The 26280-nt window shown below is 44.4% G+C and carries 21 protein-coding genes; 11 read left to right on the forward strand and 10 right to left on the reverse strand.

Annotated features, from left to right (window positions below; genetic code table 11):
- The 3 genes from pstA (at position 1) to J4N43_RS17160 (ending at position 4125) form a co-directional block, all read left to right on the forward strand.
- Positions 1-864, forward strand: a complete 864-nt coding sequence (pstA, locus tag J4N43_RS17150; RefSeq protein WP_005383923.1) for a phosphate ABC transporter permease PstA — start codon at positions 1-3, stop codon at positions 862-864.
- A 60-nt stretch (positions 865-924) separates the two neighbouring features.
- Positions 925-1674 carry a phosphate ABC transporter ATP-binding protein PstB gene (gene pstB / locus J4N43_RS17155; protein ID WP_005375156.1) on the forward strand — a complete coding sequence of 250 codons (750 nt, stop codon included), beginning with the start codon at positions 925-927 and terminating at the stop codon, positions 1672-1674.
- A 327-nt stretch (positions 1675-2001) separates the two neighbouring features.
- Positions 2002-4125 (forward strand): sensor domain-containing diguanylate cyclase, encoded by a 2124-nt coding sequence (locus tag J4N43_RS17160; protein WP_161441480.1) that lies wholly within the window; start codon positions 2002-2004, stop codon positions 4123-4125.
- Between the two features lie 128 nt (positions 4126-4253).
- Here J4N43_RS17160 and J4N43_RS17165 read toward each other — a convergent pair whose 3' ends face one another.
- Genes J4N43_RS17165 through J4N43_RS17190 form a run of 6 tightly spaced genes read right to left on the reverse strand, consistent with a single transcriptional unit; the run spans position 4254 to position 11077 of the window.
- A complete protein-coding gene (locus J4N43_RS17165) occupies positions 4254-5900 on the reverse strand; it encodes a BatD family protein (RefSeq protein WP_213891102.1) in 1647 nt (548 codons plus the stop codon).
- Between the two features lie 4 nt (positions 5901-5904).
- Positions 5905-7677, reverse strand: coding sequence for a VWA domain-containing protein (locus J4N43_RS17170; RefSeq protein ID WP_252094192.1), 1773 nt, complete (start codon positions 7675-7677; stop codon positions 5905-5907).
- Entirely contained in the window at positions 7670-8674 is a 1005-nt protein-coding gene (locus J4N43_RS17175) for a vWA domain-containing protein (RefSeq protein WP_047103941.1), read from the reverse strand. Before J4N43_RS17175 ends, J4N43_RS17170 begins: the two co-directional genes overlap by 8 nt.
- Positions 8667-9143, reverse strand: coding sequence for a DUF4381 domain-containing protein (locus tag J4N43_RS17180; protein WP_065275458.1), 477 nt, complete (start codon positions 9141-9143; stop codon positions 8667-8669). The genes J4N43_RS17175 and J4N43_RS17180 overlap by 8 nt, the downstream gene beginning before the upstream one ends.
- A 37-nt stretch (positions 9144-9180) precedes the next feature.
- The gene (locus J4N43_RS17185) at positions 9181-10107 is read right to left on the reverse strand and encodes a DUF58 domain-containing protein (protein WP_025768548.1); all 927 of its coding nucleotides are present in this window, start codon (positions 10105-10107) and stop codon (positions 9181-9183) included.
- Positions 10108-10120: 13 nt separating this feature from the next.
- Positions 10121-11077 carry an AAA family ATPase gene (locus tag J4N43_RS17190; RefSeq protein ID WP_017635415.1) on the reverse strand — a complete coding sequence of 319 codons (957 nt, stop codon included), beginning with the start codon at positions 11075-11077 and terminating at the stop codon, positions 10121-10123.
- A 310-nt stretch (positions 11078-11387) separates the two neighbouring features.
- Here J4N43_RS17190 and J4N43_RS17195 point away from each other — a divergent pair, with 310 nt between their 5' ends.
- From J4N43_RS17195 to J4N43_RS17230, 8 genes are all read left to right on the forward strand, one after another.
- Positions 11388-13304 carry a methyl-accepting chemotaxis protein gene (locus J4N43_RS17195; protein WP_213891108.1) on the forward strand — a complete coding sequence of 639 codons (1917 nt, stop codon included), beginning with the start codon at positions 11388-11390 and terminating at the stop codon, positions 13302-13304.
- A 56-nt stretch (positions 13305-13360) separates the two neighbouring features.
- A complete protein-coding gene (locus tag J4N43_RS17200) occupies positions 13361-13561 on the forward strand; it encodes a restriction endonuclease subunit S domain-containing protein (protein ID WP_005375165.1) in 201 nt (66 codons plus the stop codon).
- Positions 13562-13807: 246 nt separating this feature from the next.
- Positions 13808-14476, forward strand: coding sequence for a LuxR C-terminal-related transcriptional regulator (locus tag J4N43_RS17205; RefSeq protein WP_021707603.1), 669 nt, complete (start codon positions 13808-13810; stop codon positions 14474-14476).
- A gap of 228 nt (positions 14477-14704) precedes the next feature.
- The gene (locus J4N43_RS17210) at positions 14705-15361 is read left to right on the forward strand and encodes a LuxR C-terminal-related transcriptional regulator (protein WP_213905452.1); all 657 of its coding nucleotides are present in this window, start codon (positions 14705-14707) and stop codon (positions 15359-15361) included.
- 206 nt (positions 15362-15567) lie between these two features.
- Positions 15568-16158: a calcium-binding protein gene (locus J4N43_RS17215; protein WP_005375168.1), complete on the forward strand. Its 591-nt coding sequence runs from the start codon at positions 15568-15570 to the stop codon at positions 16156-16158.
- A 152-nt stretch (positions 16159-16310) separates the two neighbouring features.
- Positions 16311-18029: a type I secretion system permease/ATPase gene (locus tag J4N43_RS17220; RefSeq protein ID WP_252094193.1), complete on the forward strand. Its 1719-nt coding sequence runs from the start codon at positions 16311-16313 to the stop codon at positions 18027-18029.
- Positions 18004-19344, forward strand: a complete 1341-nt coding sequence (locus J4N43_RS17225; protein ID WP_005383906.1) for an HlyD family type I secretion periplasmic adaptor subunit — start codon at positions 18004-18006, stop codon at positions 19342-19344. Before J4N43_RS17220 ends, J4N43_RS17225 begins: the two co-directional genes overlap by 26 nt.
- A 95-nt stretch (positions 19345-19439) precedes the next feature.
- Positions 19440-20288, forward strand: coding sequence for a mechanosensitive ion channel family protein (locus J4N43_RS17230; RefSeq protein ID WP_005375171.1), 849 nt, complete (start codon positions 19440-19442; stop codon positions 20286-20288).
- Positions 20289-20383: 95 nt separating this feature from the next.
- Here J4N43_RS17230 and fhuB read toward each other — a convergent pair whose 3' ends face one another.
- From fhuB to J4N43_RS17250, 4 genes are read right to left on the reverse strand one after another with little or no spacing between them, the layout of a single operon-like run.
- Positions 20384-22351, reverse strand: a complete 1968-nt coding sequence (gene fhuB / locus J4N43_RS17235; RefSeq protein ID WP_005383903.1) for a Fe(3+)-hydroxamate ABC transporter permease FhuB — start codon at positions 22349-22351, stop codon at positions 20384-20386.
- Positions 22348-23277, reverse strand: a complete 930-nt coding sequence (locus J4N43_RS17240) for an iron-siderophore ABC transporter substrate-binding protein (RefSeq protein ID WP_017635312.1) — start codon at positions 23275-23277, stop codon at positions 22348-22350. Before J4N43_RS17240 ends, fhuB begins: the two co-directional genes overlap by 4 nt.
- A complete protein-coding gene (locus J4N43_RS17245) occupies positions 23268-24053 on the reverse strand; it encodes an ABC transporter ATP-binding protein (RefSeq protein ID WP_017635311.1) in 786 nt (261 codons plus the stop codon). The genes J4N43_RS17240 and J4N43_RS17245 overlap by 10 nt, the downstream gene beginning before the upstream one ends.
- Positions 24054-24104: 51 nt before the next feature.
- On the reverse strand, positions 24105-26207 hold the full coding sequence (locus J4N43_RS17250; RefSeq protein WP_054578633.1) for a TonB-dependent siderophore receptor: 2103 nt from the start codon (positions 26205-26207) through the stop codon (positions 24105-24107).
- Positions 26208-26280 lie beyond the last annotated feature (73 nt).

The following is a 26280-nucleotide window of genomic DNA, read 5'->3' on the forward strand; positions in this document are numbered from 1 at the left end:
ATGGATCGCGCAAAACTGAAAAAAGCACGCCAGTTCAAAGATAATGTCTTTAACGCATTTGTCTGGATCTCGGCAGCACTAACGGTAGGTTTTTTGTTCTGGATTATCTGGTACATCCTATCAAACGGTCTACAACACGTAGATTGGAACTTCATTACTGATAACTATACGCGCACAGGTGAAGAGCATGGTATCTTCCCAATGATTGTGGCGACCATTTACATGGTTATCGCTTCTATCGCAGTGGCAGCGCCACTCGGTATCATGACGGCAATCTACTTGACCGAATACGCGAAAGTGGGCAGTCGTTTGGTGAAAATCATCCGATTCTGTACCGAGTCATTGGCGGGTATCCCGTCGATCATTTTCGGCCTGTTTGGTATGACTTTCTTCGTGGCGATTCTTGGCCTTGGCTTCTCTATTCTGTCGGGTGCATTGACGCTAAGTATCCTAATCCTGCCAGTTATCATCCGTACAACGGAAGAAGCGCTGATGGCAGTACCACAAACGTACCGTGAAGGCTCTTATGGCCTCGGTGCTTCTAAGATTTACACTATCTGGCGTTTGATTCTTCCGAGCGCAATGCCAGGTATCTTAACCTCGGTCATTCTAAGTATTGGTCGTGTCATTGGTGAGTCTGCTCCAGTATTCCTGACAGCAGGTATGGTTGCACGTATTCCGGATTCTTTATTGGATTCAGGTCGTACGCTAACCGTTCACCTATACAAACTGACTACCGAACTGTTTACCGTTGAAGAATGGAATCAGGCTTACGGTACGGCAACAGTGCTTATCGTAGTTGTTCTCTTGATCAACATGGTAACGAAACTGATTGCTAGACGTTTTAACACCGCAACTTACTAACAACACTAATTAAGAACGCACGTTAAAAGACACGAATTCAAGAATTAAGAGATTAAGACAATGAACAAATTTGATATTGAAAACCTAGACCTATTCTACGGTGACAACCAAGCACTGAAATCGATCAACTTACCAATTCCAGTTCGCCAAGTAACTGCACTTATCGGCCCGTCAGGTTGCGGAAAATCAACGCTTCTACGCTGTTTGAACCGAATGAATGATCTAATCGAAGGCGTGAAAATTACAGGTAAATTGGCGATGGACGGCGAAGATATTTACGGCAACATTGATGTTGCTGACCTTCGCATCAAAGTCGGCATGGTATTCCAAAAGCCAAACCCATTCCCGATGAGCATTTACGAGAACGTGGCTTACGGCTTACGTGCTCAAGGTATCAAAGACAAAAAGACAATTGATGAAGTGGTAGAGCGTTCGCTGCGCGGTGCTGCCCTTTGGGATGAGGTGAAAGATCGCCTTAAATCACACGCATTCGGTCTTTCTGGTGGTCAGCAGCAACGTTTATGTATTGCACGTACAATCGCGATGGAGCCGGATGTGATTCTGATGGATGAGCCAACGTCGGCACTTGACCCAATTGCGACACACAAAATCGAAGAACTGATGGAAGAGCTAAAGAAGAACTACACCATCGTTATCGTGACTCACTCAATGCAACAGGCGCGTCGTATCTCTGACCGCACTGCGTTTTTCCTAATGGGTGAACTGGTTGAGCACAACGATACGCAAGTGATCTTTAGCAACCCTCAAGACGACCGTACTCAAGGCTACGTAAATGGTGATTTCGGTTAATCCACCGTATTTACAAGCATAACTAAATAACTATAAGCGATGGTAACTTTGCCCCTCTTGATGAGGGGCCTTTTTCTTTTTAAGTCGTAGGCTTAAAACATCTACCAACACAAAAATCTTGTAAATAAGAACAACTTTCCTCCCCAGTTTATAAAGCATGTAACTTATGTGAAACATGGCTTTAAAAGTGCTGAAGAGCTCTCGAATGTAACACTAAGTCTGATAATTTTGCGAATGACTTAACAGCTCAAATTTGAACGTATTGATTGCATATCATGGCCTAAGTAGTTTTTTATCGAGGATAAAAAAGTAGATTAGGTTGGTAGGGTGAGTTTAAGAAGTTTTACAAGAAAAGTGTCTTCAACGAGGGACCATCGGTTGCTAGCGGAGGCAATCTTTGATCATTTAGAGAGTCTGTTCTCCCCTCAAGCCCTCGCTATTTTTGAAGATCCTTCAATTAACCCTCGTCATTCAATGAGCTTCTCTCGCGGAGAGCTTTACCCAACCCAAAACTATCCTGAGACATTCTGGGAGTGGGCAAGTCAGTTTGACACCTCTGAAAGCATCATACCTCTGGCGATCAACACTTGTAATTGGAATCACACCCGAGATTTAGGTGGTGATAGTTACATCATGATGCTCGACAACACGCCTATCAAACGTACCTACCTACTGATTCAATCTGTTCATGCTCGCACAGCACATAATATCTATGAAGAAAGTTACGACGCAATGCAACTCGCAGCGGCGCGTTGGCAATGTATTCGTGCTGAAAAAAATGCCTCGAAAGAGATCAGGCACAGAGATATTCGTGAAGCGCAATATGTTGATGAGATTAGCCAACGCGAGCGCTTTATCGAAAATATGAAGTTAGTTCAGCAAGTTGCACTCGAAATCTCTAATCCTGATTCTTTAAAGGACTTGTACTACAAAGCCGTCGAAGCGTTACGTGAACGACTTGGGTTTGATCGCTCTACACTGATGCTTCTCGATATGAAAAAGCGTAGCTTCAGTGGTACATACGGTACGGATGAGTCAGGAATTACGATTGATGAATTTCACACACAATATGATTTACACCAACTTAGCGAGGAGTATATCACCGCGTTATCTAGCCTTGAGAGCAACTTAGTTATTGTAGAAGACGCGCCAATATACACAGCAGGCAAGGTCATCGGGCAGGGCTGGAATGCGATGTTGATTTTACGCGATGGCAATGAACCGTTTGGGTGGTTCGCGCTAGATAACTTTATTCATCGTAAGCCGATAACGGCATATCAAAAACAGATGTTGGACTCGTTTGGTTCACTCTTCTCTCAAATTTACATTCGTAAGCGCCAAGAACAAAACGTACGCATGCTGCATTCAAGCATGGTTGAGTTATCACGTTGCACTACTGTCAGTGGAGTATGCAAATCGGCCGTCACTTTCGCCATTAAAAATCTTGGTATTGATCGAATGGCGGTGTTTTTAACTGATGAAAATTGCTCTTACATGCAAGGAACGTGGGGTACCGATATTCAAGGGAACGTGGTGGATGAATCTTACTTCTTTGGCGAAACCCAAGATTTCTCTCTTATAAATCTGGCTCGCTCAATGCCAAACGAAGTCGCATTTGAAGAATCAGTGCCTATTTATCATGACTGTAATATTGTTGGCTTTGGTTGGGCTGCGATGACGGTATTGACTTCAAATAGCAGTGGTCCTATCGCCTTTATCGCTGTTGATAATTTGCTGACACGTGCGCCCTTAACTTCTCAGTTACGTGAAGTGATTCGTATGTTCGCGTCCAGCTTAGCTGAAGTATTGCAACGTACTCAAGCTCAAGAGGCGATTCGCGAATTAAACGAAAACTTAGAGCTGGAGGTTCAGAACCGAACAAAAGAGTTGGAGGAAGCCAATCGACAGCTTGAGGTACTTTCTAAGCTCGATCCTTTGACGCGTCTTGGTAATCGCCGCATGTTAGAGCATGTGATGCAAAAATATTGCGCCCTAGAGTGTGAAGACGACATGTCGTTTGGCCTGATCCTGATTGATATTGACCATTTTGGCTTATTCAATAATCACTATGGTCACCTCGAAGGCGATATTGCATTGATGCGAATTGGCTATATCTTGGATCATCATACCAAAGGTGAAGATGAAGTTTTTTGCCGTATCGGTGGTGAGGAGTTTGCGTTGCTCATGATTGGTTCTGAGCAAGAGGAGGTTCGACTGAGAGCAGAGTGCATTCGTCAGTGCATCGAGGGCGAGGGGATAAAACATCGACATAACCCAGAAGGGGAGTTACTTACCGTTTCAGTCGGTTACTCCTGTTATAAAGCGAAAGGCAAAGACTTTAATTTCGACCATTTATATCAGTTGTCGGATAAGGCACTCTATCAAGCGAAGAATCATGGGCGAAATTGTGTAAGGCGATACGAATACGAGCTCCAAGTGTTTGTTGAGTGAGTGATGTTCATAAGAGCAACTTGATAGGGAAGGGGCGGCGGTTGGTGCTCTAGATAAAACCGCTAAAGCAAATTTGGCCGGATAAGAGAATGGGCAGCTCATGAGAGCTGCCATTGTTATCTAGTTATTTATAGCTTTTCGAGTTGGTGGTCGGTTTTTGTTACGTTTGCTTTGCCAAGGTTTTGAATTTTCGCTAGCAGCGAATCAGGGCTCCAAGGTTGTTGGTTAGCACTAAAATACGCTTGATTCATGGCATTAAGCTCTTGCTTAATTGCTTGTACGTCGCCAGGGTTTAGCCTGTCTTGATGAGTGGTTAAATACTCATTTACAGAGCGTTCAATTTTCGCAGCATCGCCCTCTTCGATGACTTTTTTTAGCGCGTCGATGCAAAGTGGTTGTTCAGTGTTTGAAACCGTTCCACTCGCTGTTATTGACCGCTTTTTCCATGCCCAAATAGCGATTCCCAATGTCATTATCCAAAGCCCTAGGAAAACAAAGGTTAATGTTCGCCAGAGACTGTTTACATCGCCGCTTGATTCAGGACTAGGGGCTGACACTAAAGGCGCTGAAAGAGGCGATTCCGGCAACGTGATTAGCCCAGTGTCATTTTTCTCTACGTCTAATGTTAGCTCTGGTAACGTTGTTTTCTTCGCTTCATCATTTTGACTGTCCCACCAGTTCAAGTCGTATCCTGGTAAGGTATATTTCCCGGCCTCTGTAGGAATAATGACTTGCTTCACCGTCATGGTAACGGTGCCATCTCTCGCGCTATCGAACTTAGGTTGTTCGGGATACACGCGCAGTGAACTCGGGTAACTAATATTGACTCGTGGCAGATATTCGGCTTGTGTACCGCGAGCCTTAACTTGAATGGTTCGAGTGAGTGAAGAGCCTTGTTTTACTGTGTTGATCGCGTTAGTCGACAGTAGATTACCTTGATCGTCTTGCCAGCTCTGTGTCGTTTCTAACGCTGAAGCAGGAAGCCATTCACCTTTAAATTCGCTCGGAATCGGTTTGACCGTGATTGGCATGCGTTCCGCTTTGGTGTTGATAGGCATTATTTTGGTTGAGCCCGTCAAGCTGTCGCCATAAATATAAGAACCGGTCAGTTTAGGACCTATCAAGGTATAAGTGCCTGGTTGATTGGCCGTTAAGCGAAACGACTGCTCTATGATCGCTACTTCTAACCCATTTAAGATCTTCTGTCTTTGTTGTAAGCCACCCAGTGCCTCAAGCTTCATGCCTTTAATCTGCGGAGGTACTATTTGCGGGTTATCTAGGCGTCGAGTGTCCGCTTTAATTAGAAGTTGTATACGTAATGTTGCAGATTGCTGAGGGTAGAGCGTACTGTTGTCGACCGTAATATTGAAGCTAAATAGATCATCAAGATTGGGGTCTGTTTGGCTCGCGTTGACACGTAGTTTGATCGGCTCCGTTTTCATGCCATCAGCGGAAAAACTTGGAATAGTCAGAACACCTTCTTTCATTGGTGCAATTGAGATACTCCACTCGGTACGCACTGATTTTCTTCCGTTAATGTTATTGCTAGAGCGGCCATAACGAGGTTGACCCAAGAAGAAGTCTTTCTCTAGAACATTGAAGTCGATTGAGTCTGAGCTGAGCTCAGTATCTGAAATGATTCTGAGGTTAATCACTTCATTCTTGGCTATTTGTGTTTTATTCACACTAGCTTGAAGTGTCTGTGCCATCACCGAGAAACTGGATATTAGGCTGGCCACAAAAATAAAGACCAGTTTTACGCCTTTGTTCATCACAGGCTTACCACTCCTTTTGAGATTGTTGTGGAGGTTGTTTTTGTTGCGCTTGAAGTTGCATTTGCGCACGGATCAAAAAGCTTGGGTCGCGAGCACTTTCTACTGCTTCTAGTCGACGAAACTCAGGATCATCCTGATGCATTTTTTCGGGATGCGCTTTAGCCTGTATTGGTTCACCTTGATCCTTCACTTGCTTGTCATCTCGTTGCGGTTGATGTTGTTCCGTTTCTTGTTTTTCTTGTTTTTCTTTTTTATTTTCAGAATCTTGCTGATTTTGTGACTGTTGTCCTTGCGCTTCTTTCCCTTCGTTTTGAGACTTTTGTTGCTGTTGCTGTTGCTGTTGCTGTTGCTGTTGCTGTTGCTGTTGCTGTTGCTGTTGCTGTTGCTGTTGCTGTTGCTGTTGCTGTTGCTGTTGCTGTTGCTGTTGCTGTTGCTGTTGCTGTTTTAGCTTTTCTTCTACAACCGATAGGTTTTTCTTCGCGGCTTCAAAGTTAGGCTTTTCCTCTAGCAGCTTTTTATACAAATCAGCCGCATCTTCTAATTGACCATTTTGAGCGAGCGAGTTGGCGAGGTTATAGCGGCCGTTAAGGGAGGCATCATGAGAAAATGCTTCGATAGCGGCTTCGTAGTCACCTTTTTGATAACTGGCGGCTCCTTTCCAGCTTGGGTTTGTAAATAGGTTTTGCGCCTGTTCATACTCACCTTGCTTGTAGAGTTCCGCTCCTTGTTGGTCGGCATTTAAGAACGGATTAGCTTCTGCATGCGGTGTCCACGTTACTGGGACTACAGTCACAACTACCATCCAAATCAGGCCGCGTCGAAACAGTAAAGCCGCAGGAAGAAGTAACAACGGCAGTAACCAAAAGCCACTGTTGAGACGAGAATCAGTTTTAACTTCTTCGCTTTGGGTCGCAGAAAGCTGGCTACCAATGTTATTAGTAAAGGCCGCGATATTTTCAACATCACGGTTGGTGTGCTGAATAGGAACAAATAGACCGCCAGTTTTATTCGCTAGCGTCTGTAGGTTTTTCAGGTTTGTTTTCGCTACGACGGTTGTGCCTTGTGCCGTTTTTAGCAGAGAGCCATCGGGCAGCGCGATAGGCGCACCGTTAGGAGTCCCGACGGCAAGAACAGAAATGCGAAACTTTGTACCTTGGACTAAATCTAACGCGCGAGACAGCTCTGACGTATCAAGATCATCCGCTAACACGATGATATCGCCTTGTTGCGTGCCGGCTTGAGAAAACTGGTTGATCGCAAGTTCAATCGCGGCAGGCAGGTTTGCTCCTTGAAAAGGCATCAGCTCTGGTGACAAATTTTCGATAATGCCCGCAAGCGTGCTGGAATCAGTTGTCAGTGGACTTAAGTTATAGGCATCGCCAGCGTAAGCAATAAGTCCAGTGGCTCCCTCTTTCCATTTAGGCAGCAAATCGAGCGCCTTATAACGTGTTTGTGCTAGCCGATTGGGTTTGATGTCTGTAGCAAACATAGAGCGAGACATATCAAGCACCAAGATACGGTTTTGGTTTAATTCAAAGCTTGGTCGAGCATTGGACTGCCAGCTTGGCCCCGCTAATGAAATGCAAGTTATTGCCCAAGCTAAACCCCATAGAGTGAAGTAATGCTTAGACTGCGTGTTTTGTCCGAGCATCCGCGCTAGATGAGGGGCAATCAGTGTGGACTTTTGGGCTCTAAATTTGTGATTAAGCAAGAGTGCAATAGGGATCACGATGAGCCCCAAAAGCCAATAAGGATTGAGGAAAGTAAACTCAGCCATGTTTTCTCCTTAATAGGAATAACAATACCGACAATACAAATGCAGCGCTTAATGGATATGGAAACCATTCAGACTGAGGGCGCCAAGTTTGTGTGTCGCTAGATACGGGTTCTAGCTGGTTGATGGTGTCATAAATCTTTTCGAGCTCTTCCGTATCTCGCGCTCGAAAATATTGTCCACCTGTCACCTCTGCCACTTTAGTCAGTGTTTGTTCATCTAAGTCGGCTGCGGTGTTTACTTTGCGAGTCATGAAAAACTCTTTTACCATCATTTCACCAGCGCCCACGCCCACGGTGTAAACAGTGGCGTTGTATTTTTTCGCAATTTCCGCTGCTTCTAGCGGCTCGAGCACCCCTGCAGTATTGCTGCCGTCACTGAGCAAAATCATGACTCGTTGCGGAGCATCACTGTCTACAAAGGTTTTTGTGCCTAACCCAATACCATCACCAATGGCGGTTCGTTGACCAACCAAGCCGATGACGGTTTGATTAATCTGTTGCATGACGCTTTTGCGGTCTGCAGTGAGTGGTGTTTGCAAATAAGCATGGTCGCCAAACAAAACAACTCCGAGACGGTCACCTTTTCTCTTTGCTACGAAATCAGACAGAACTTTTTTGACTGCTGTGAGGCGATCGATATATTCGCCGTTGAGTTCCATGTCTTCCTGCTGCATCGAACCGGACAGATCGACGACTAACATCAAGTCCCGATATTTGGGTTGGAATTCAACGGGATCGCCAAACCAAACTGGACGCGCACACGCGACGACAAGAAGGCCCCAGATCGCGATTGAAAGTGCTTTTTGCAGCGCTTGCTTAGGCTTGCTGCGATTCTCATTGGTTGGTAAGTACGCCAATTTGATCTCGGCTTGTTGAGATTCTTGTGGCAGGAACTTGTATACCAGCCATGGGATGGGCAACAAAAACAGTGCCCACCACCAGACAAATTCAATGTTTAGCCATTGGGCAAGATCGGTTATGAGTGTTTGCTCAGTCACGGTTATTTGCCTTTTTCTTTGGTGGCAAAGCGTAGGTTATCCAAAAGACACAATCGTCTACCAAGCTTTGATGCTGCCCTTGGGAAGAATTCTGATACAACGCTTCTTGCCACTGATGTTGTTTGTCTACGAATCGACTTTCTTTGGTATGGCTATCGAGAAATTTATACCAAGCGATTCCGGTTAATGGTGCGATCTCTTCACGCGGAAAGTAACTCAATGCTGCCTGGCGCAATATTTCCAGAGCAGAAGAGGGGGTATGAGGCGCGGTAGGTTGAGTTAAAAGTGTTAATGCTGTCTTTTTTGCGCGTAAGTGTTTTTTACGCCATCTCACATAAAGACAAATGCCGAAAACGAAGAGCAAGGTGGCTGCAAGCACCACCCACCATCCCCAAGCGAGCGGAAACCAATCCGGAGCGTTTGGCAAAATCAAAGGTTCAAGGTCTAGGCTTTGGTTGTTTGTTGTCATTATTATTACTGCTTAATAAATACTGCTTGTCAGTTTGTTAGCTTAATTGTGAAATTAAGGGCCAGCCACTTGATAGCGTGTTAAATGGAATTGCTATCGAATGGCACTGCTGCTTAATGGTTTCTTGATGTTGGGTAAAGTGGCTTTCGAGTTCTCTTCGTTGTCCTTTAGAGCCAAAGTTAAACCATTGACTATGCAGCCCATCCGAAGCTTTCACTTGACCTCTAAAGTCTGTTTCGCCTCTTTCTAACGGATCATAAAACTGAACGGCCCTTACGCTATTGTGTTGTTTGAGTCGACGTAGTTGTGCCAGTTCCGTTGGTGTTACGTGGGCAAAATCACTGAGCATAATCAATTCGCTGCCTTTTGGGGTGAGCGTATGAAGTGTCTCCAATACTTGTGTATAAGGCAGTGTACGAGTGTCGTTGCTTGCAGTACGAGTTACTTGCGCATTATGTATGTCGACTATGGCGTTAAGAATCCGCAGCCCTTGTCTTTGTAAAGAAGAGGGGCGAAATTCAAGACATTGATGTCCGTCATCAATCACTGCGCCGATGCGATCTTTTTTAGCTAGAGTTAGCCAAATTAGAACACTGGCAAAGTGGGCCAATTGAACGGATTTGAGTACATACTTAGATCCAAAATGTAGACTAGAACTTAGATCAAGATAAAGAATGACCGCTTGCTCTTTATCTTCTGCAAACAATTTTGTATGTGCTTTACCGGTCCTAGCGGTGACTCGCCAATCAATGCTGCGAATATCGTCGCCAGGTTGATATTGGCGCACCTCCATAAAATCCATACCTCGCCCTTTTTGGCGACTGGTATGGTTACCACTCATCTGCGACCAGAGACTCTGTGCTGGTGGTAACCAACGTACAGATTGAGTGCGATATTGGAGCAGCTCTTCAAGGGTTAATGTCACCCCATTCGCATGAGGTGGTAATGAATGTGTAGCGGACATATCACTCACTCGTTTATGCACTGCCAACAAGGTTTAGCAGTTTATCGATGACCTGGTTTGCCGTAATGCCTTCCGCTTGAGCGTGGTAACTCAATAATAAACGGTGGCGCAGTACCGGATAAGCCATGGTTTGAACATCTTCCGGAGAGACAAAATCACGACCAGCAAGCCAAGCGTGCGCACGTGCACAGCGATCAAGAGCGATGGTAGCACGCGGACTCACACCCATTGACAACCATTTGTCCAACTCAGTGTCATATTTGTTGGCTTGACGTGTCGCCATAACTAAACGGACGATGTACTGCTCTATCGTTTCTGCCATATGAATATCCAACACTTCTTTACGTGCGGTGAATATATCTTGTTGGCTTAACATTGGGCGTTCAACCTTTGCTTCGCCTTTTGCTTCTCCGCGGTTAATACGCAAGATAGATAGCTCATGCTCCGCATCTGGGTATTCCACTTCTAAATGCAATAAAAAGCGGTCTAGCTGCGCTTCAGGAAGGGGGTAGGTCCCTTCTTGCTCTATCGGGTTTTGAGTTGCCATAACCAAAAACAACTCTGGCAGCGGGTAGGTATGACGACCTGCTGTGACTTGTTTCTCTGCCATTGCTTCAAGCATTGCCGCTTGTACTTTGGCTGGTGCACGGTTTATCTCATCCGCAAGAATAAGCGAGTTGAAGATAGGACCTGATTGGAAAGTGAATTCTCCGGTTTCGGGACGGAAGATATCGGTGCCGGTTAAATCGGCTGGCAGCAAATCAGGGGTGAACTGAATGCGGTGGAAGTCGCCTTCAACACAGTCTGAGAGTGATTTTACTGCACGGGTTTTTGCTAACCCAGGAGGGCCTTCAACTAAAATATGCCCATCCGCAAGAAGCGCAACAAGCAGTTGCTTTACCAGATCTTGCTGTCCGATGATCTGCGACTCTAAGTATTGCTGAAGAGTTTCGAAGTTAGATTTATGCATGCTTTGGACTCTCGGTATCCATGTGATTTTCGTGTTGAGTATTGGTCATTTTCCATGTGAAAAAAGTTCCAACGCTCTATTGCAATTTATCTTTTCAATATTGGGACGCTACAGAGAATTGCAAGTACGTGCTATCTCTGAAAGTGCTTATTTGACAGTGTGTTACATTTATTTTTCATAATATAATGAGAAATGCCTCTAGTTTTGTACATATGAGCCGATAAAGATTCCGTGGTGTGCGTGTCATGAGATATGCACCTGATTCCCCTTGTGGGGCCAATAACAAGTGATTCTTTTAAAAGGTCCGAATATGTTGAAACTTCATTCCTTGAGCATCAAACAGAAGGTTGTACTTGGCATTACGTTTGCTGTTCTAGCATCAACAATCATTGTTGGTGTTATGGCTCAGCGTCATGCGAGAGATGTATTGAGCCATCGTCTTATTGACATCGAGCTACCTGCGATGTTGCAGCAAATCAATACCGAAATTGACCGCGAAGTTGTCGAAATGCAACAAGCGGCAAAACAGCTGGCTACAAACGAATTTATTGTTGAAGCCCTATCTAATACAGACCGTGATCCGTCAGTAGAAGTTCAGTTGGTTCAGCAGCTCAATAACGTTAAATCACAGTATGGTCTTAATGATGCGTCGGTAGCGAATCGTCAAACGGCATATTACTGGAATCAAAACGGATTCTTACGTCAACTTAACCGAACGCAAGATGCTTGGTTCTTTGGATTTACGTCGTCTGGTCAAGAAACGTCCGTGAGTGTGTTCCAAGAGGCAAATGGCGAAGTGAAAATGTTTGCCAATTTCCAAGAGCTTAATGGTACATCAATGTCAGGTCTCTCTAAATCTATGGGAGACATGGTTACTTTGCTCAATGGGTTTAAAATTGAAGATACGGGTTACGTGTTCCTCACTAATGAACAAGGCCAGATTCAAATACACCGCCAACAAGGTAAGAACCAAACTTCTATCACTAAACTATTTGGTAGTGACGCAAGTGCGCTGTTGAACAAAAATAGCTTCAACCTAATTAATGTGGAGTTTGAAGGGCAGGATACTTTTGTTTCTAGTTTGTATGTTCCTTCAATGAACTGGTTTGTTATTGGCGTGGTTCCCGTTGATGAAGTATTCGCTGACCTGAATGCGACAGCTAAAAAAATGCTGTTTACGACCATCATTGTTGCCGTTGTATTCATCCTCATGGGCGTATGGTTAGCAAACAGCATTACGAAACCAATCCGACTGATTGCCGATCGTTTTACCGACCTTGGGCAAGGTGAAGGCGATTTGGCGCAGCGTATTGAAATTAAGGGTAATGATGAAATTGCTCAGCTTTCAAAAGGCTTTAATGGATTTATTGAGAAGATTCATGCCACGATTAAAGAGGTTGCTTTAACCAGTGGCTCATTAAGTCAAGCGGCAGAAAGTGTGTCAACGAAAGCAACATCCACACACGACAACAGCCAAGAGCAGCGTGATCAAACCATTCAAGTAGTTGCAGCTATCAACCAAATGGGTGCGACCATCAGTGAAATTGCATCGAACGCTGCTACCGCTGCTGATACGGCAAATCAGGCTTCAGATAACACTCAAACTGGTCGAGAAGTTGTGATGAAAGCAAAAGAGGTGATCAGCCGCCTAGCCGATGATGTTGAAACAACCAATATTGTTGTTACGCAGTTGGCATCGACAACCAAAGATATTGGCTCGATTCTGGGTGTAATTCGTGACATCTCTGAGCAAACGAATTTACTTGCGCTAAACGCTGCAATTGAGGCTGCTCGTGCTGGTGAGCAGGGACGTGGTTTTGCGGTTGTTGCTGATGAGGTAAGAAACCTAGCTTCACGCACGGCTGATTCTACAGAAGAGATTCAGCGCATGATCAATCAGCTTCAAAGTGACGCACAAGACGCGGTAAGTGCTATGGAAGCGGGCAAAGCGGTCACCATAGAAGGGGTTACTTCTACCGATGAAGCAGTCGAGGTATTAATCAGTATTTCTGAACGAATCACCGACATCTCTGATCGTAATACACAGGTTGCAACGGCGACGGAAGAGCAATCCACGGTGGTGCATACCATTAATCAAAATATCGAAGAAATCAACGCGATAAATGAAATGACAACCGCGACAGCAGAAGAGTTGGCGGATGCAAGTCGCGATCTTCAAGCGCTCTCTTCTCGTTTGGACAAGATGGTTGGTAGCTTCAAGTTATAGAGTTGGATAGAATAGGCGAAGTTTAAAAGTTCAATCATTAATTTTAGGTAAGTACTATGAATGACTTCGAAAAAGAACTAGAGCAAATTTCTCAAGAAACCGCTCAGGAGCCAGAAGTAAAACTGCCGTCGCTAGAAGAGCAAAAAGCGATCGTCGCTGAGCTGAAAAAGCTGGAAGCGGAAGGTAAGCTGACGCCAGAAGTGTTAGAACAACACTTTGGTAAGTTTAACCAAAAAAACGCAGTTCCAATCCACTAAGTTAGGTGGTGTTTTGCCTCTAACGTGCGTGATTAAATCACCTGCTCAAACACAAAAAGGGAGTTTATACTCCCTTTTTTAATGTCTGAAAAATGCTAATACCTCTCATATACTTGCCACTTAAAAATTATTGACACTTCAATGAGTTATTAATTAGTACTAGTGATTTTCATACTTGACAATACTACCGCTCTATCTAAATCTATTGCGTATTTCAATAAAAACGACCAAGGGAATGCGATCAGGATGGAGCAGCAAAAAAAAAGAAACGTTATTTTAATCACGGAGGGAAGTCTACAGTCATCTCTGTTGAAAGATGTATTGGAGACCAAACTCGGTATTAGTGTTGCTCTAATCACGCCAGATAATCTGATTCACGGAGTGTTACATGAATCTCTTGCATCAGCCATTATTGTTGATTGCAGCGTGATCACGGATGAAATTTTTCGCCGTTATGCGGAGTTTAAAGCGGCCAAGCAGAAAGACACGCTTGAAATCTTAATTAATTGTGAGCAATCCATATCGACAGAAGATCTCTTTGCTTGGCGTACTTTGGCCGGTATTTTCTATACCTCTGATGATATAAAAACGTTGCAAGTTGGTATTGGTAAGGTGCTTCAAGGAGATATGTGGTTCAGCCGTAAGTTTTCTCAGCAGTACATTACTTACCTTCGTCGACATTGCAAACCTATAAATAAGAATGTTTCCGCTATTCTGACCAAACGAGAGCAACAAATAATTACCTTTCTTTCCATGGGGGCGTCCAATCAACAAATCGCCGAACAATTATTTGTCAGCGAGAATACGGTAAAAACGCATTTACATAATATTTTCAAGAAGATTGATGTGAAAAATAGAGTTCAAGCACTTATTTGGGCAAAGGAAAATATTTCAGACAACTCGTTAACGGTGTAATGCTATTGCAATATTAGGTTGCCTAATTTAGTAAACTCTTAATAATTTCTGTGACCTGAATGTGTTAAAAGTGTTTCTTTTATGAGAAACACTTTTTTTGGTTCTCTTTTTAATAACTTTAGAATTTAAAAAAGTAGCAAATAACTTTACTCTGTGAACTAGCACTTACATATCAAACTAAGTGCTGACGATTAACTACTAATTTAAGAATGTTAAGTCACTGAAAGTATGAGAAACATTATGGGACAGTATATGGAAAAGCCTGAAATCCTAATGCTCACTCAACAAAGTTTACAGAGTGAAAACTTTAAGGAAATGCTTTCTAAAAATACAGAAACTAAAATAACGATCATTGATACTAAAAACCCTAGTTATCATGAACTCATTCCGGAACGCTACTTTTTGCTTGTTGATTTTTCAGTTGAGATTCCTTCCGAAACTTTAGTTTATTTAAAAGATAGTAATAAAGTGCTAGGAACTATAATGCTTAATCTAGGTTATGACTTAGACACAGAAGAACTCGCTTCTTGGCCTCATGTAAAAGGTATATTTGGTCCAGGAGATTCAATGGACAAGGTTTGTCAGGGATTAAAAGCAATAATAAAAGGGGATAATTGGCTGTCTCGAAGATTACTTGATCAGCTAGTAAATTATTATCGAGGCAGAGAAGTAAATAGCATTATCGAACCTGCTATTGAGGTTGAGCTTACTCGGCGTGAAGTTCAGGTTTTAAAAATGTTGAAAGAAGGTGGTTCAAATATGGAAATCGCTGATTCTTTATTTATCAGCGAGCATACTATTAAATCACATCTATACAATATTTTTAGAAAGTTAGAAGTAAAGAACCGTACGCAAGCTACAAGTTGGGCTAAGAGAAACCTGTAGTACTAGTATTAACTTGCTGTAATAAAAAGAAAATACTCTATAAAGTACTAAATTTTATATTTATTATTAAAATGTCAGTCTGAAATATCATCCCATATTCAAACTTATTCCTATTCAGTTGACTATTAGACTTCTCATGTCGTGACGAATCTAGTCAGACGTGGAACAGAAGGTCTATTCAATTAATAAGCTAAGAGGGAATAAAAATGAGCGCAAGTGACAATGACACGTATTTAGGCGATGCAGGTGTAAATAACCAATTTGCTGATTTCGATGGCGGCGATGATTTGTTTATCGGTTTTGGTGGTAATGACTCGTTTGTTGGCGGTGGCGGTAATGATTATGTGATCGGCGGCGACGGCGACGATCGCCTAACTGGTGGTGCTGGAGATGACATCCTTAGGGCTGGTACAGGAAACGACTACCTCGGCGGTGGTACCGGTAATGACTTGCTGTTGGGTTTGCTGGGCGACAATAAATTAAATGGTGGTGTCGGTGAAGATATTCTTGTTGCTGGTTCTGGTGACAACGTTTTAGTTGGCGGCAGCAATGGCGATAAGTTTGTGTTCACGGATAAGTTTGGTGGCCATGGCGAAGCCAAAGTTGTTGACTTCACCATTGGTGAAGACTCTTTGCACATCATTAGCGACTCTGTCACAGACTTTGGTGATTTAAGCTTTAGCTACGATGCAGTTGGGAATGCAGTGTTTACCGATGGGGCTGATCTAACAGTGAAACTTATTGGCGTGACTGAAACTGACATCAACACCTATGGTGCTGATCTGTTCGTAATCTAAACGACTGAAAATAACTCTGGATGGGAATTAGTTTGCGTGGCTCTGCCATGCTGAGGTGAACTAATCGGACACTCTAGAGCGATTTGAGGTTACCTTAAGTTAGGCGCTAGTATTTCTGGCGCCTACAATTTTCACATTAAACGGAAGTAGTCGTGCAAAAAACGGTTTTCAAAGAAGTGAAACAAAAACTATGCACGCTTGCGGGCTTGCTGATCGTTTTTAGCCTTTTTATCAACTTATTGGTTCTCTCGATTCCGCTGTACATGCTTCAAGTGTACAACCGAGTGATATCCTCCTACTCAACCGATACTTTATTCTTGCTCACTGTCATCGTAATTGTCGCGCTGTTAACCATGTCCATCATCGACATTGCACGAGCACAAATGAGTAAATCTTTTGGTTATTGGATGGACACAAAACTCTCCGCTTTCATGCTCAAGCGCACGATTCAATATCAATCACATACTGGGAAGAGTTATACCTCGCAAACTCTGAGAGACATTCAGAACATCAAAAGCTTTTTGAGCAGTCAAGCACCTTATCCACTGTTGGATGCGCCCTGGACACCGCTGTTTATTTTATTTGTGTATTTATTGCACCCGATACTAGGTCACATCGCGTTACTTGGATCTATCGTATTGTTTAGCCTAGGTCTACTCAATGAGCTGATGACGCGTAAAACAATGCAAGAGAGCGAAGTCAGGGCGATTTCTCATATCAACAACGCAGAATTAGCCACGCAAAACTCCAATTCAATTCTCGCAATGGGGATGATGAATGCATTTTTAGAGAAGTGGCAGTCGCGCGTGAGCGAAGTGAATGTGCTTGAAGAGCGAGTTGCAGGTAAGTCTATCTACATGGCTAACTTTTCTAAGTTTGTGCGTGGCTCATTACAGATATTTTTACTGGGAGGTGGTGCATGGTTAGTTATCCAACATGAGATAACGGCAGGGACGATGATCGCGAGCTCCATATTAATGAGTCGGGCATTATCGCCGATGGAGCAGGCGATAGGCACGTGGCGAAGCGCGATGTCTGCTAAAGGCGCCTATAAAAGGTTGAAAGAAATCGATGCGATCGTGCGCCAAGATGAATCAGATATGCCACTGCCTAAACCAAAAGGACACTATGAGCTTACCGGACTGGCCTATCGCCATCCTGGAGCAACCGAACCAGTGCTCTCATCGATCAGCTTATCGATTCCTCCGGGTATTGCTGTTGGGGTGATTGGCCCTTCTGGTACGGGTAAATCGACGTTTGCTCGGCTGTTATTAGGTACGGTTAAGCCATTAGCGGGTAAAGTGACTCTTGATGGAATGGAAGTCTCCGTATGGGCATCTGAAGATCGCGGCGTGCATTTTGGGTATCTCGCTCAAGAGGTGGAGTTATTTCCTGGCACAATTCGAGAGAACATCGCGCGCTTTAAAGAAGAAGACCCCGCTAAAGTCATCAAGGCGGCGCAACTAGCAGGATGTCATGAATTAATACTCAAGAAAAACAAAGGCTATGATTGCATTATTGGTGAAAATGGCCGTGGTTTATCTGGGGGGGAAAGGCAGAGAATCGCTCTTGCAAGAGCCGTTTATGGCGACCCATCTATTGTGATTTTCGATGAAGCGAATGCCAACCTCGATGGTGAGGGAGAGGCTGCGTATCAACGTTTGATTGCCCATTTAAAAGCACAGAGTACAACGATTATCGTCATAGCCCACAATCCGAGTACGTTACGACAAATGGATAGGCTGTTGTATTTGGCTGACGGCCGAGTCAAGTTATACGGCGCTAAAGATGAAGTATTAAAACGTTTGATGGGCGAAGAAAGAACAGATATCCCAAGGGTAAGAAATGAGCAATCAACTGCCAACCGTTAATCAGAGTTCTACCGAGATCGTATATCGTTTTAGCCCCAAAGCGAGACTAAGCTTTCGAAAACCAATTTTACTCGGTGTGGTGACCTTAAGTGTTTTTCTTGGAGGTCTTGGCTACTGGGCTGCAACAGCCAAATTAGAAAGTGCAGCGATTGCTTATGGTGATTTGTCAGTTCTCACTAAGCGACAAGAAATTCAGCATTTAGAAGGCGGTATTATTGAAAAGCTATATGTACAGGAAGGGGATTTAGTCGAAAAAGGTCAGTTATTAATTCAACTTTCTAAGCGTCAAGCTATGGCTAAGTTGGACTCGTTAAGTGGTCGTTTTATCCATACTCTAGCAAAGGAAAACCGTTTAAGTGCGGAGCTTGATGAGCTTCCAACGATTGTATGGTCTGATGATCTTGAAAGCATTCCCCGTGTCGATATCGTACAAGAAGCACAACTGGTTCAAAACAAGATCTTTGAAGCGAGAAAGCGATTCTTTGATAGTAAACTGAGTATCATTGAGCAGAGTATTTCTGGAGCAAATTTAGAGCTTGAAAACCTTCAGCAAACCAAAGTGATTGAGACGGAACGGCTCAACTTTATTGCTGAAGAAATAGACAGCAACCAAGCCTTGGTGCAAAAAGGTTTCTCGGGAAAATCTACCTTACTTCAACTCAAGCGCTTAGCAGCGGAGGTGAGAAGTACCTTAAGCCAGTTAGACAGGCAATCGCTCACCGTTAGAAAAAGGTTAGATGAGAACCTAGCGCAAATTGAAGAGTTGAAGCTTGAAAGGCTGAATGAGATTGTCGAGGAACTACGAAATACCAAAACGGAAATTGTCGCAATTCGGGAAGAATATCGCTCCGCTCAAGATATTGTCGCAAGAACAACGATCAACGCACCTATTTCTGGTCGCGTAGTCAACATGCAAGTGTTTACCGAAAAAGGTGTGATTGGCTCGGGTGAAACGTTACTAGAACTCGTCCCGCAAGACGATAAGTTGTTAGTCGAGGCTCGTGTTAATCCTCAGGATATTGATTTAGTGAATCCAGGCCAGCAAGCGCATGTTCGTCTGACCGCTCTGAATGCACGGACGTTGGCACCTTTAGACGGTACAGTGCTGACGATTTCTGCCGATAAGCTCTCGCAAGAAAACCAAGAAGATTTTTATCTCGCTAGAATTGCAATTTCACCGGAAGATGTGACAAAACATCGTTTAACCTCAGGTATGAATGCCGAAGTGCTTATTTTATCTGAGCCACGAACGCCATTGAGCTACCTAATAAAGCCAATTACAGAAAGCATGAATCGCGCCTTCAGAGAGGAGTAATTTCAAAAAGACTTGAGTGAGCACGGACAACAGACAAAATAATTTGTTATCGTTAGCTGTTACTGGGCCGTATTTTTATTCGAGGGAGCCGTGGAATGGAGAAAGTGCAGTTAGTTGTCGATTTTCTTCTCACTCATAAATTGATTTTTACCGCACTGATCTTTGCGATTATGTGGTTAATTCGTCGTGCAATTTTATCGATGATTCGTGGTGATCACGCTTTTCTCTCAGAAGATCAGCGTAGTTGGATGTCCAGAACTAAAAATGGCACCTTTGCTGTTACATTACTGATTTTATTTATTTTATGGCAATCAGAAATTAACGAGTTTGCTCTGAGTGTAACGGCGATTGCCGTTGCCATTGTAGTGGCATCCAAAGAAATCATTTTGTGTTTTACGGGTTCGATTCAAAGAGCAAGTTCACGTTCTTTTCGCGTTGGGGACTGGATTGAGGTCGGGAAGTTATGCGGTGAAGTGATTGAGCACAATATGATGGCGACGGTGATTCAAGAGATCGACCTGCATCATGGGCAATATCATTACACCGGCAAAACAGCGACATTGCCTAATAGTATGTTCTTTACCTATCCAGTAAAGAACCTCAACTTCATGAAGCGGTACGTTTACCACAACTTTTCTGTAGTGGTGAAAGACTTCGTCAATTTGTATCCACTGCTACCGATTTTAACTGATAAAATTGAAGAACATTGCAGTTACTTTGCTGATGTTGCACATCGTTACAATGCGATGATTGAAAAACATGCCGGTGTTGACCTTCCTGGTTCTGAGCCACATATGCATATTTCTAGCAACATTAATGGTGAACAAATTCTGCACGTGATGATTTTCTGCCCAACCGATAAAGCGAACCACTTAGAGCACTTAATTCGTAAGGACTTTATGGAACTTTATGAGCAGCGTTTTCCTGTAGTGCGAGAAGAATAGAGCATCGTACTTCGCCTTTCATTTCAAACCCCGCTATCAAAATAGCGGGGTTTGTGTTTCTTAGCGTATTTTTAGGCAGTAACAATATTCCCAACTTAGCTGAATTTACTCTTCAGCATTAAAAATAGGAAGTAAGTGCTGCCTATAATAGCGACCAACGTGCCAGCTGCGACCTGACTTGGATAAATAGCGATTTGTCCTAGCCAATCTGCCCACAACATTAGGGTTGCGCCAATTAAGGCACCGACACACAGTTGCTCTTTCACTTTTCTTGCTCCTAACATCATCGCCATATGGGGAGCGACCAAGCCAACAAAAGATATTGGACCAACTGTAGCGGTAGAAAAGGCGCATAACAAAGCAACGATGGTGAGCATAAGCGTATTGGCTACGGTAGGGTTAAGCCCTCGTGCATTTGAGAATTGTCGCCCGATGGAAATTAGTGTTAGCCAACGAGAAATCGAGAATACAGCGGCAAGCAGAACTATTATGGCCAAACATAACATCAGTGCGGTGTCGGCTGTGACTCGATAAATAGAACCAGTTAGCCACAATAAAATTTTGTAACTGTCACCTGAGCCTTGAGCTAGCGAAAATTGAACGAGGGCTTCTAATAGTGCCGTTAGTGCGATGCCGGACAACACGAAGTTAGATGGATTAAAATGGCTTCGTTTACCGATAACCAGCAATAACATCAATACGGACATACTTCCGAAAAAAGCGATACCCCAGCTAAATGCGGAGAGAAGCGACCCAGCGATGACTCCTGTCGTAATAATGGCAAACGTGGCTCCGGAAGACACACCGAGAATATCGGGACTTGCCAGAGGGTTGTAAACTATGCGTTGCAAAATGATTCCGGCAACGGATAGCGCAATACCGACAGAAAGTGCGGTTAACATGCGCGGCCAGCGCAATTGCCATTGGAACTCACCTGGCACAGACCATTGAATTCCGTTTATACCATGGGTAACGAATGAGTAAGCTAGAATCCCAACCAGACTGAATAGCGCAATGCTGCATACCGCGCGTTTAGAAAGCGCCGTTTTTCCTTGGCTCATTGAAAGGTTAAGTTGATCGGTTGCCGTCAGTTTTTTACGAGTAAACCAAATTAAAGCGGGAGCGCCAATAGCTGCAGCCGCTACGCCGCTAGGAATGGTTTCCTCTAACCATAAGCTCAGCGAGATAGCGGCAGAGTCTGTGATGATTAGTAGCATTGCGCCCAAAAGCATGCTGCTGATCAATTCGTCGCGCGGTGTTCTTGCCCCCATCGCTCTGGCAATATTGGGTGTCAGTAATCCGATGAAGCTGATAATACCAACTGCGGTGATGGAGGCAGATACCAGCCAAATACCCATCACCATTAACGCACCAAACGCGGGTAATACCGCTAAGCCTCGGGCTGCTGCGCCTTCTTGTCCTAGTTTCATTAAGGTCAGAATACGTGGTGCGACGATCAAAATTACGATTGCGATAGCGCAGCGAGGCAATAACCACTCAAACCAATCCCAGCTGTATTGAGAGAGGTCTCCTGCTCCCCACATAAAAATATTCTGTGCGAACTGGGCGTTTAAAATAATAATGGCTGTGGCGATAGAACCGAGCAAGATATTGATCACCATCCCCGAAACGACCAACGGCAAACCTGTCATATTACGCACACCGGCAATTGATACGATCAGGCCAAACGCCACTAAAGCCCCAAACATTGCGGCTAATGCAGAGTAATCGGCGACCCAATCGACGAACCAAATGTTTACCACGACTAATGCAAGCCAAGCACCAGAAGAGGTGCCAAGAGTCAACGGCGAGGTGAGGTTATTCTGCGTTAATTGCTGCATTAAGCTGCCGGTGAGACCAAGCATGGCACCAACAAGCAGGGTCATACTTAACCTAGGAAGTTGCGCTTGCGTAAAGAATACATCACGAAACTCGGTTGCTACCTCTGGTTTTGTTAATAATTGCCATTGTTCGAAAAGTGATAAATTAGTATCAATTTGTAGGCTAAAGACGCTAAGTAACGTAATCAGCGCCAGATAACCAATATAATGTTTCGTTCTCATTGTTCTGGTGCCAACTCTATTAGACTGTCGGTAATCGCTTCAGCGGTGTATTGCAAAGACATGGCACCGCCATACGCCCACACTGCTCTGACTGAATTTACCCGCTGCTTTTTCACAAACGGCATCGCTTGCCAAAGTGGCGACTCTTTCAGTTTTCGTTCTTCTGGGAAAGGTTGTACGTAGAGAACGTAGCTGTTTTGAAGGCCCTGAAGCCGATTGATTCGATCTTGCTTTACTCCCCACGCTCGTGGGTCCTCTTTAATTGGAGCCTGTAATCCCAGTTTTCTAACCACGTAGTCAGTGGTGGAGTTTTCGGTTGCAAGTAATACAGTATTCGGAGTTGAAAATCGCATCACAAGAACGCTGAGTGGAGAAGAGTAATAGTGGCGAATTCGCTGGCGCATCTGCGCAAATGAAGCATCTAATTCTGCCAGTTTCTGTTCAGCAAGTGCCTCTTTATTGAATAGCTTGCTGAGCGTACGAAAGTGACGAATGGCCGTTTCAGCTGCGGCCTCATTTTCAGAAAAATTAGGTAAATAGATTACCGGAGCAATTTGTTTGAGTAACGGAATCAAGTCTTGCTGTGGAGACGCAGCAAGGATGACATCTGGTTTCAAACTGGCTATTTTTTCTAAGTTGGGTTCTGCTCGGGTTCCAATATCTTCAATTGACTCTGGTGCAGTTGGATTGACGACCCATTGGCGGTAGCCTGGTAAATTTGGGGCTGCGATTGGTTCTACGTTTAGCGCCAAAACTTGTTCTAAGATGTCCCAGTTTAAGGCTACAACGCGTTGAGGCGCTTGCTCAAAACTATGCTCGCCATATTCATCGGTAACGGTGATGACTGCATGTGCATTGGTCATAAAAAATGCGAGGAGAAAAGCAGATTGTGTAACCACAGTAAGTAAACGAGCTATTATGCGCATACAACAGCCACCTTTTGGCTCGCTAATGTGTTAGCCGGGCTTGGGTGTTCAATCAGCTTAATTGGTGACTCATATAGTTTAGAAAGGCGTGCCTCGTCTAACAACATGTCGGCGTTGCCTTCAAAGGCAATCTTACCTTTTTTGAGCGCAACAATGTGGGTGGCGTAGCGCAGTGCTAAGTTCAGATCGTGCAGGATCACGATAATGCCTACATTCTCGGTTCGATTCAGTTCTGCCAGCAGCGCCATTAGTTGAAACTGATGGTGAACATCGAGCGCCGAGGTTGGCTCATCGAGAATTAAAATTGGCGATTGTTGAGCCAGTAGCATAGACACCCAAGCACGTTGGCGCTCGCCGCCCGATAAGTCATCCGCCAAAGCTTGAGCAAAAGGTGTAACCCCTGTTCGTTCCATAGCCTGCGTGATGATCTGTTTGTCTTCAGCTTTCCAACGACCAAGTGCCCCACGCCACGGAAAGCGACCTAAGCGCACTAGCTCTTCTACCGTTAAACCAGCCGAAGAGGGCAGCTTTTGTGGCAAATAGGCGATCTGTTTTGCCAACTCTTTGGTTTTGAGTGATGAAAGGGAAGTATCGTTTAGTGTTACCGTGCCTTTATCTGGTGGCATTTGACCAGAAAGCAGGTTCACCAGTGTCGACTTACCTGAACCGTTATGGCCTAAAACGACCGTTAGCTCATTTGTTGGGATGTTAAGTTGTTCGATGCCGAGGATCTGACGTCCACCTCGCACGATCTCAATATTAGACAGTTGAAACATGGATGGCTCTTAGGAGAAAACTCCCCTCAATAGAGGGGAGTAGAAGTACAATTACCAGCGGTAGTTTGCGTTTAGCATAACAGAGCGAGACTGGCCGTAGTAACACCAGTAATCGCAACCTGAAACAAACTCTTTATCTAGGATGTTGTTCACGTTTAGCTGTGCTTGCCACTGTGAAGTGATGTCGTAAGTGACTGACGCATCCCAAAGAGTGACAGAAGGAACCGTTAGGTTCGAGCTCTTAGGGTTATCTTTTGACTCACCTACGTAGCGCACACCAGTACCGATATTGAGGCCTGGAATCAGGCTGTAGGCGCTGTAGTCTACCCATGCAGACGCTTGATGCTCAGGAATAAGTGCGGCTTGTTTTTTACCTTGGCCAAAGCTCTCATCTGTTTTCGCTTTAGTGTAGGTGTAGCTTGCCATCAGTTTTAGATCGTCGGTTAGCTGCGCCGTGCTTTCTAGCTCAATACCTTGAGATGTCACTTCACCTGTTTGTGTCGCAATCCATGTTGATGGGTTAGTGACCAACGCGTTCTTTTGCGTGATGTCGAACCATGCAAGGTTGATAAAGCCATCCATAAAGCTTGGCTCATACTTTACACCCACTTCTACTTGCTCGCCTTCCAGCGGTTTGTAAAGTTCATTGGTTGCCGCATCAATAGTGCTGATCACTTCAAACGACTGAGAGTAGTTTGCGTAAGGTGACAGGCCATTGTTTGCAAGGTACATCACACCCGCACTTAGAGAGAGCTGACCATCATCACGAGATTCACTTTGATCAACGGTAGCGCCTTTGCCAGAGTTTTCTGTTTTCACCCAGTCGTAACGAGCACCTATGTTACCAATCCACTGTTCATGCAGTTTCAATTGGTATTGTGAATAGAGACTTGCTTGAGATTTCTCAATCTCACGTTTCACGTTGTTGGCAGGATCAAGAGGGGTGAAGTTGCCGTAAACTGGGTTCCACGGGTTGATAGTGCCAAATGCATAGTTGTCTTGCTCGTCGCCATCGGTTTTGTGGAATTGCAGATCCATACCGATAAGCACTGTGTGCTCTGCGTTGTCTGTCATCCAGTTGCCGACAGCATTGTTATCGAACGTGATGCTCTGGTTTTTTCCGTCACGGAATACGATGCCTTGCGTTAACTCTTCTTTCGCTGGATCGTTGTTTGAGAACGCGTAAGAGCTGCGCAAGTACAACTCATTCGAACCGTAGTTGAGGTTTTGCGAGAGTGACCACATGTCATTGATGTCGTGCTCTAGTAAGTAACCTAGAGAAAACTGCGTGCGTTCGTATTTATCGTAGTTTGGCTGACCAAGGTTAGTCGAAGGATCGATTTTGCCAAAGTTAGAACCAATCAGAGTACCTGCTGCCGGGAAGAATGGGTTAGTTGGTACACCGTCATCATGAAGGTAAGTTGCCAAAACGGTCAGCATTGTACGGTCAGAAATGTCGAACTCGACACTTGGCGCTAGGTAGAAACGCTCGTTATTTGTGCCGTCCAGTTCACCATCTTGGCTTGTCATCAAGCCAACCAAACGATAGCGCACAGTGCCTGCGTCGTTTGCTTCGTCAGCAATGTCAAAACCTACGGATTGGTGTTGGTTGTTGCCAACTTCGACTTTTACTTCGCCTTGAGGCGTAAACGTTGGTTTTTTCTGAACAGCATTCACGATACCGCCTGGTGCCGATTCACCAAACAGAATAGCCGATGGACCTTTAACGACTTCTACACTTTCTAGGCCGTAAGGTTCGACCAACCATGTGTAGTAACCATCGCGGAATAGGCGGTTGCCGTTTAGGTAAGTCGCTGCATCAAATCCACGAACTTTGAACCAATCAGTGTCGTTGTCTGCGCCATAAGGCTGAGCGGTTACACCAGACGTGTAGCGTAATGCTTCATCTAGCTTTTTCGGTGCACGAACACGAAGTTCATCTTCAGAAATGATAGATACGCTGCGCGGCGTTTCTGCTGCCGGGGTTTCTACTTTAAGTGCTTGCGCGGTGACCGTTATGGTCTCCATGGCAATCACGTCATCTTGTACGACGTCTTCTTGAGCTTGTGCTGTGAATGCAACCACTGCTGTAGGTGCTAAAGCACAAACCAACGCGTTGCGGATAGCGATGGTCAGTGAGTTATTCTTTTGCATAAATCTATTCCCGATAATTATGATTAACGCTAAGCTTAATTGTAATTATTATCATTTGAGCTTTTGTTTCGGT

The organism is Vibrio sp. SCSIO 43009 (assembly GCF_023716525.1).
Classification (GTDB): domain Bacteria; phylum Pseudomonadota; class Gammaproteobacteria; order Enterobacterales; family Vibrionaceae; genus Vibrio; species Vibrio alginolyticus.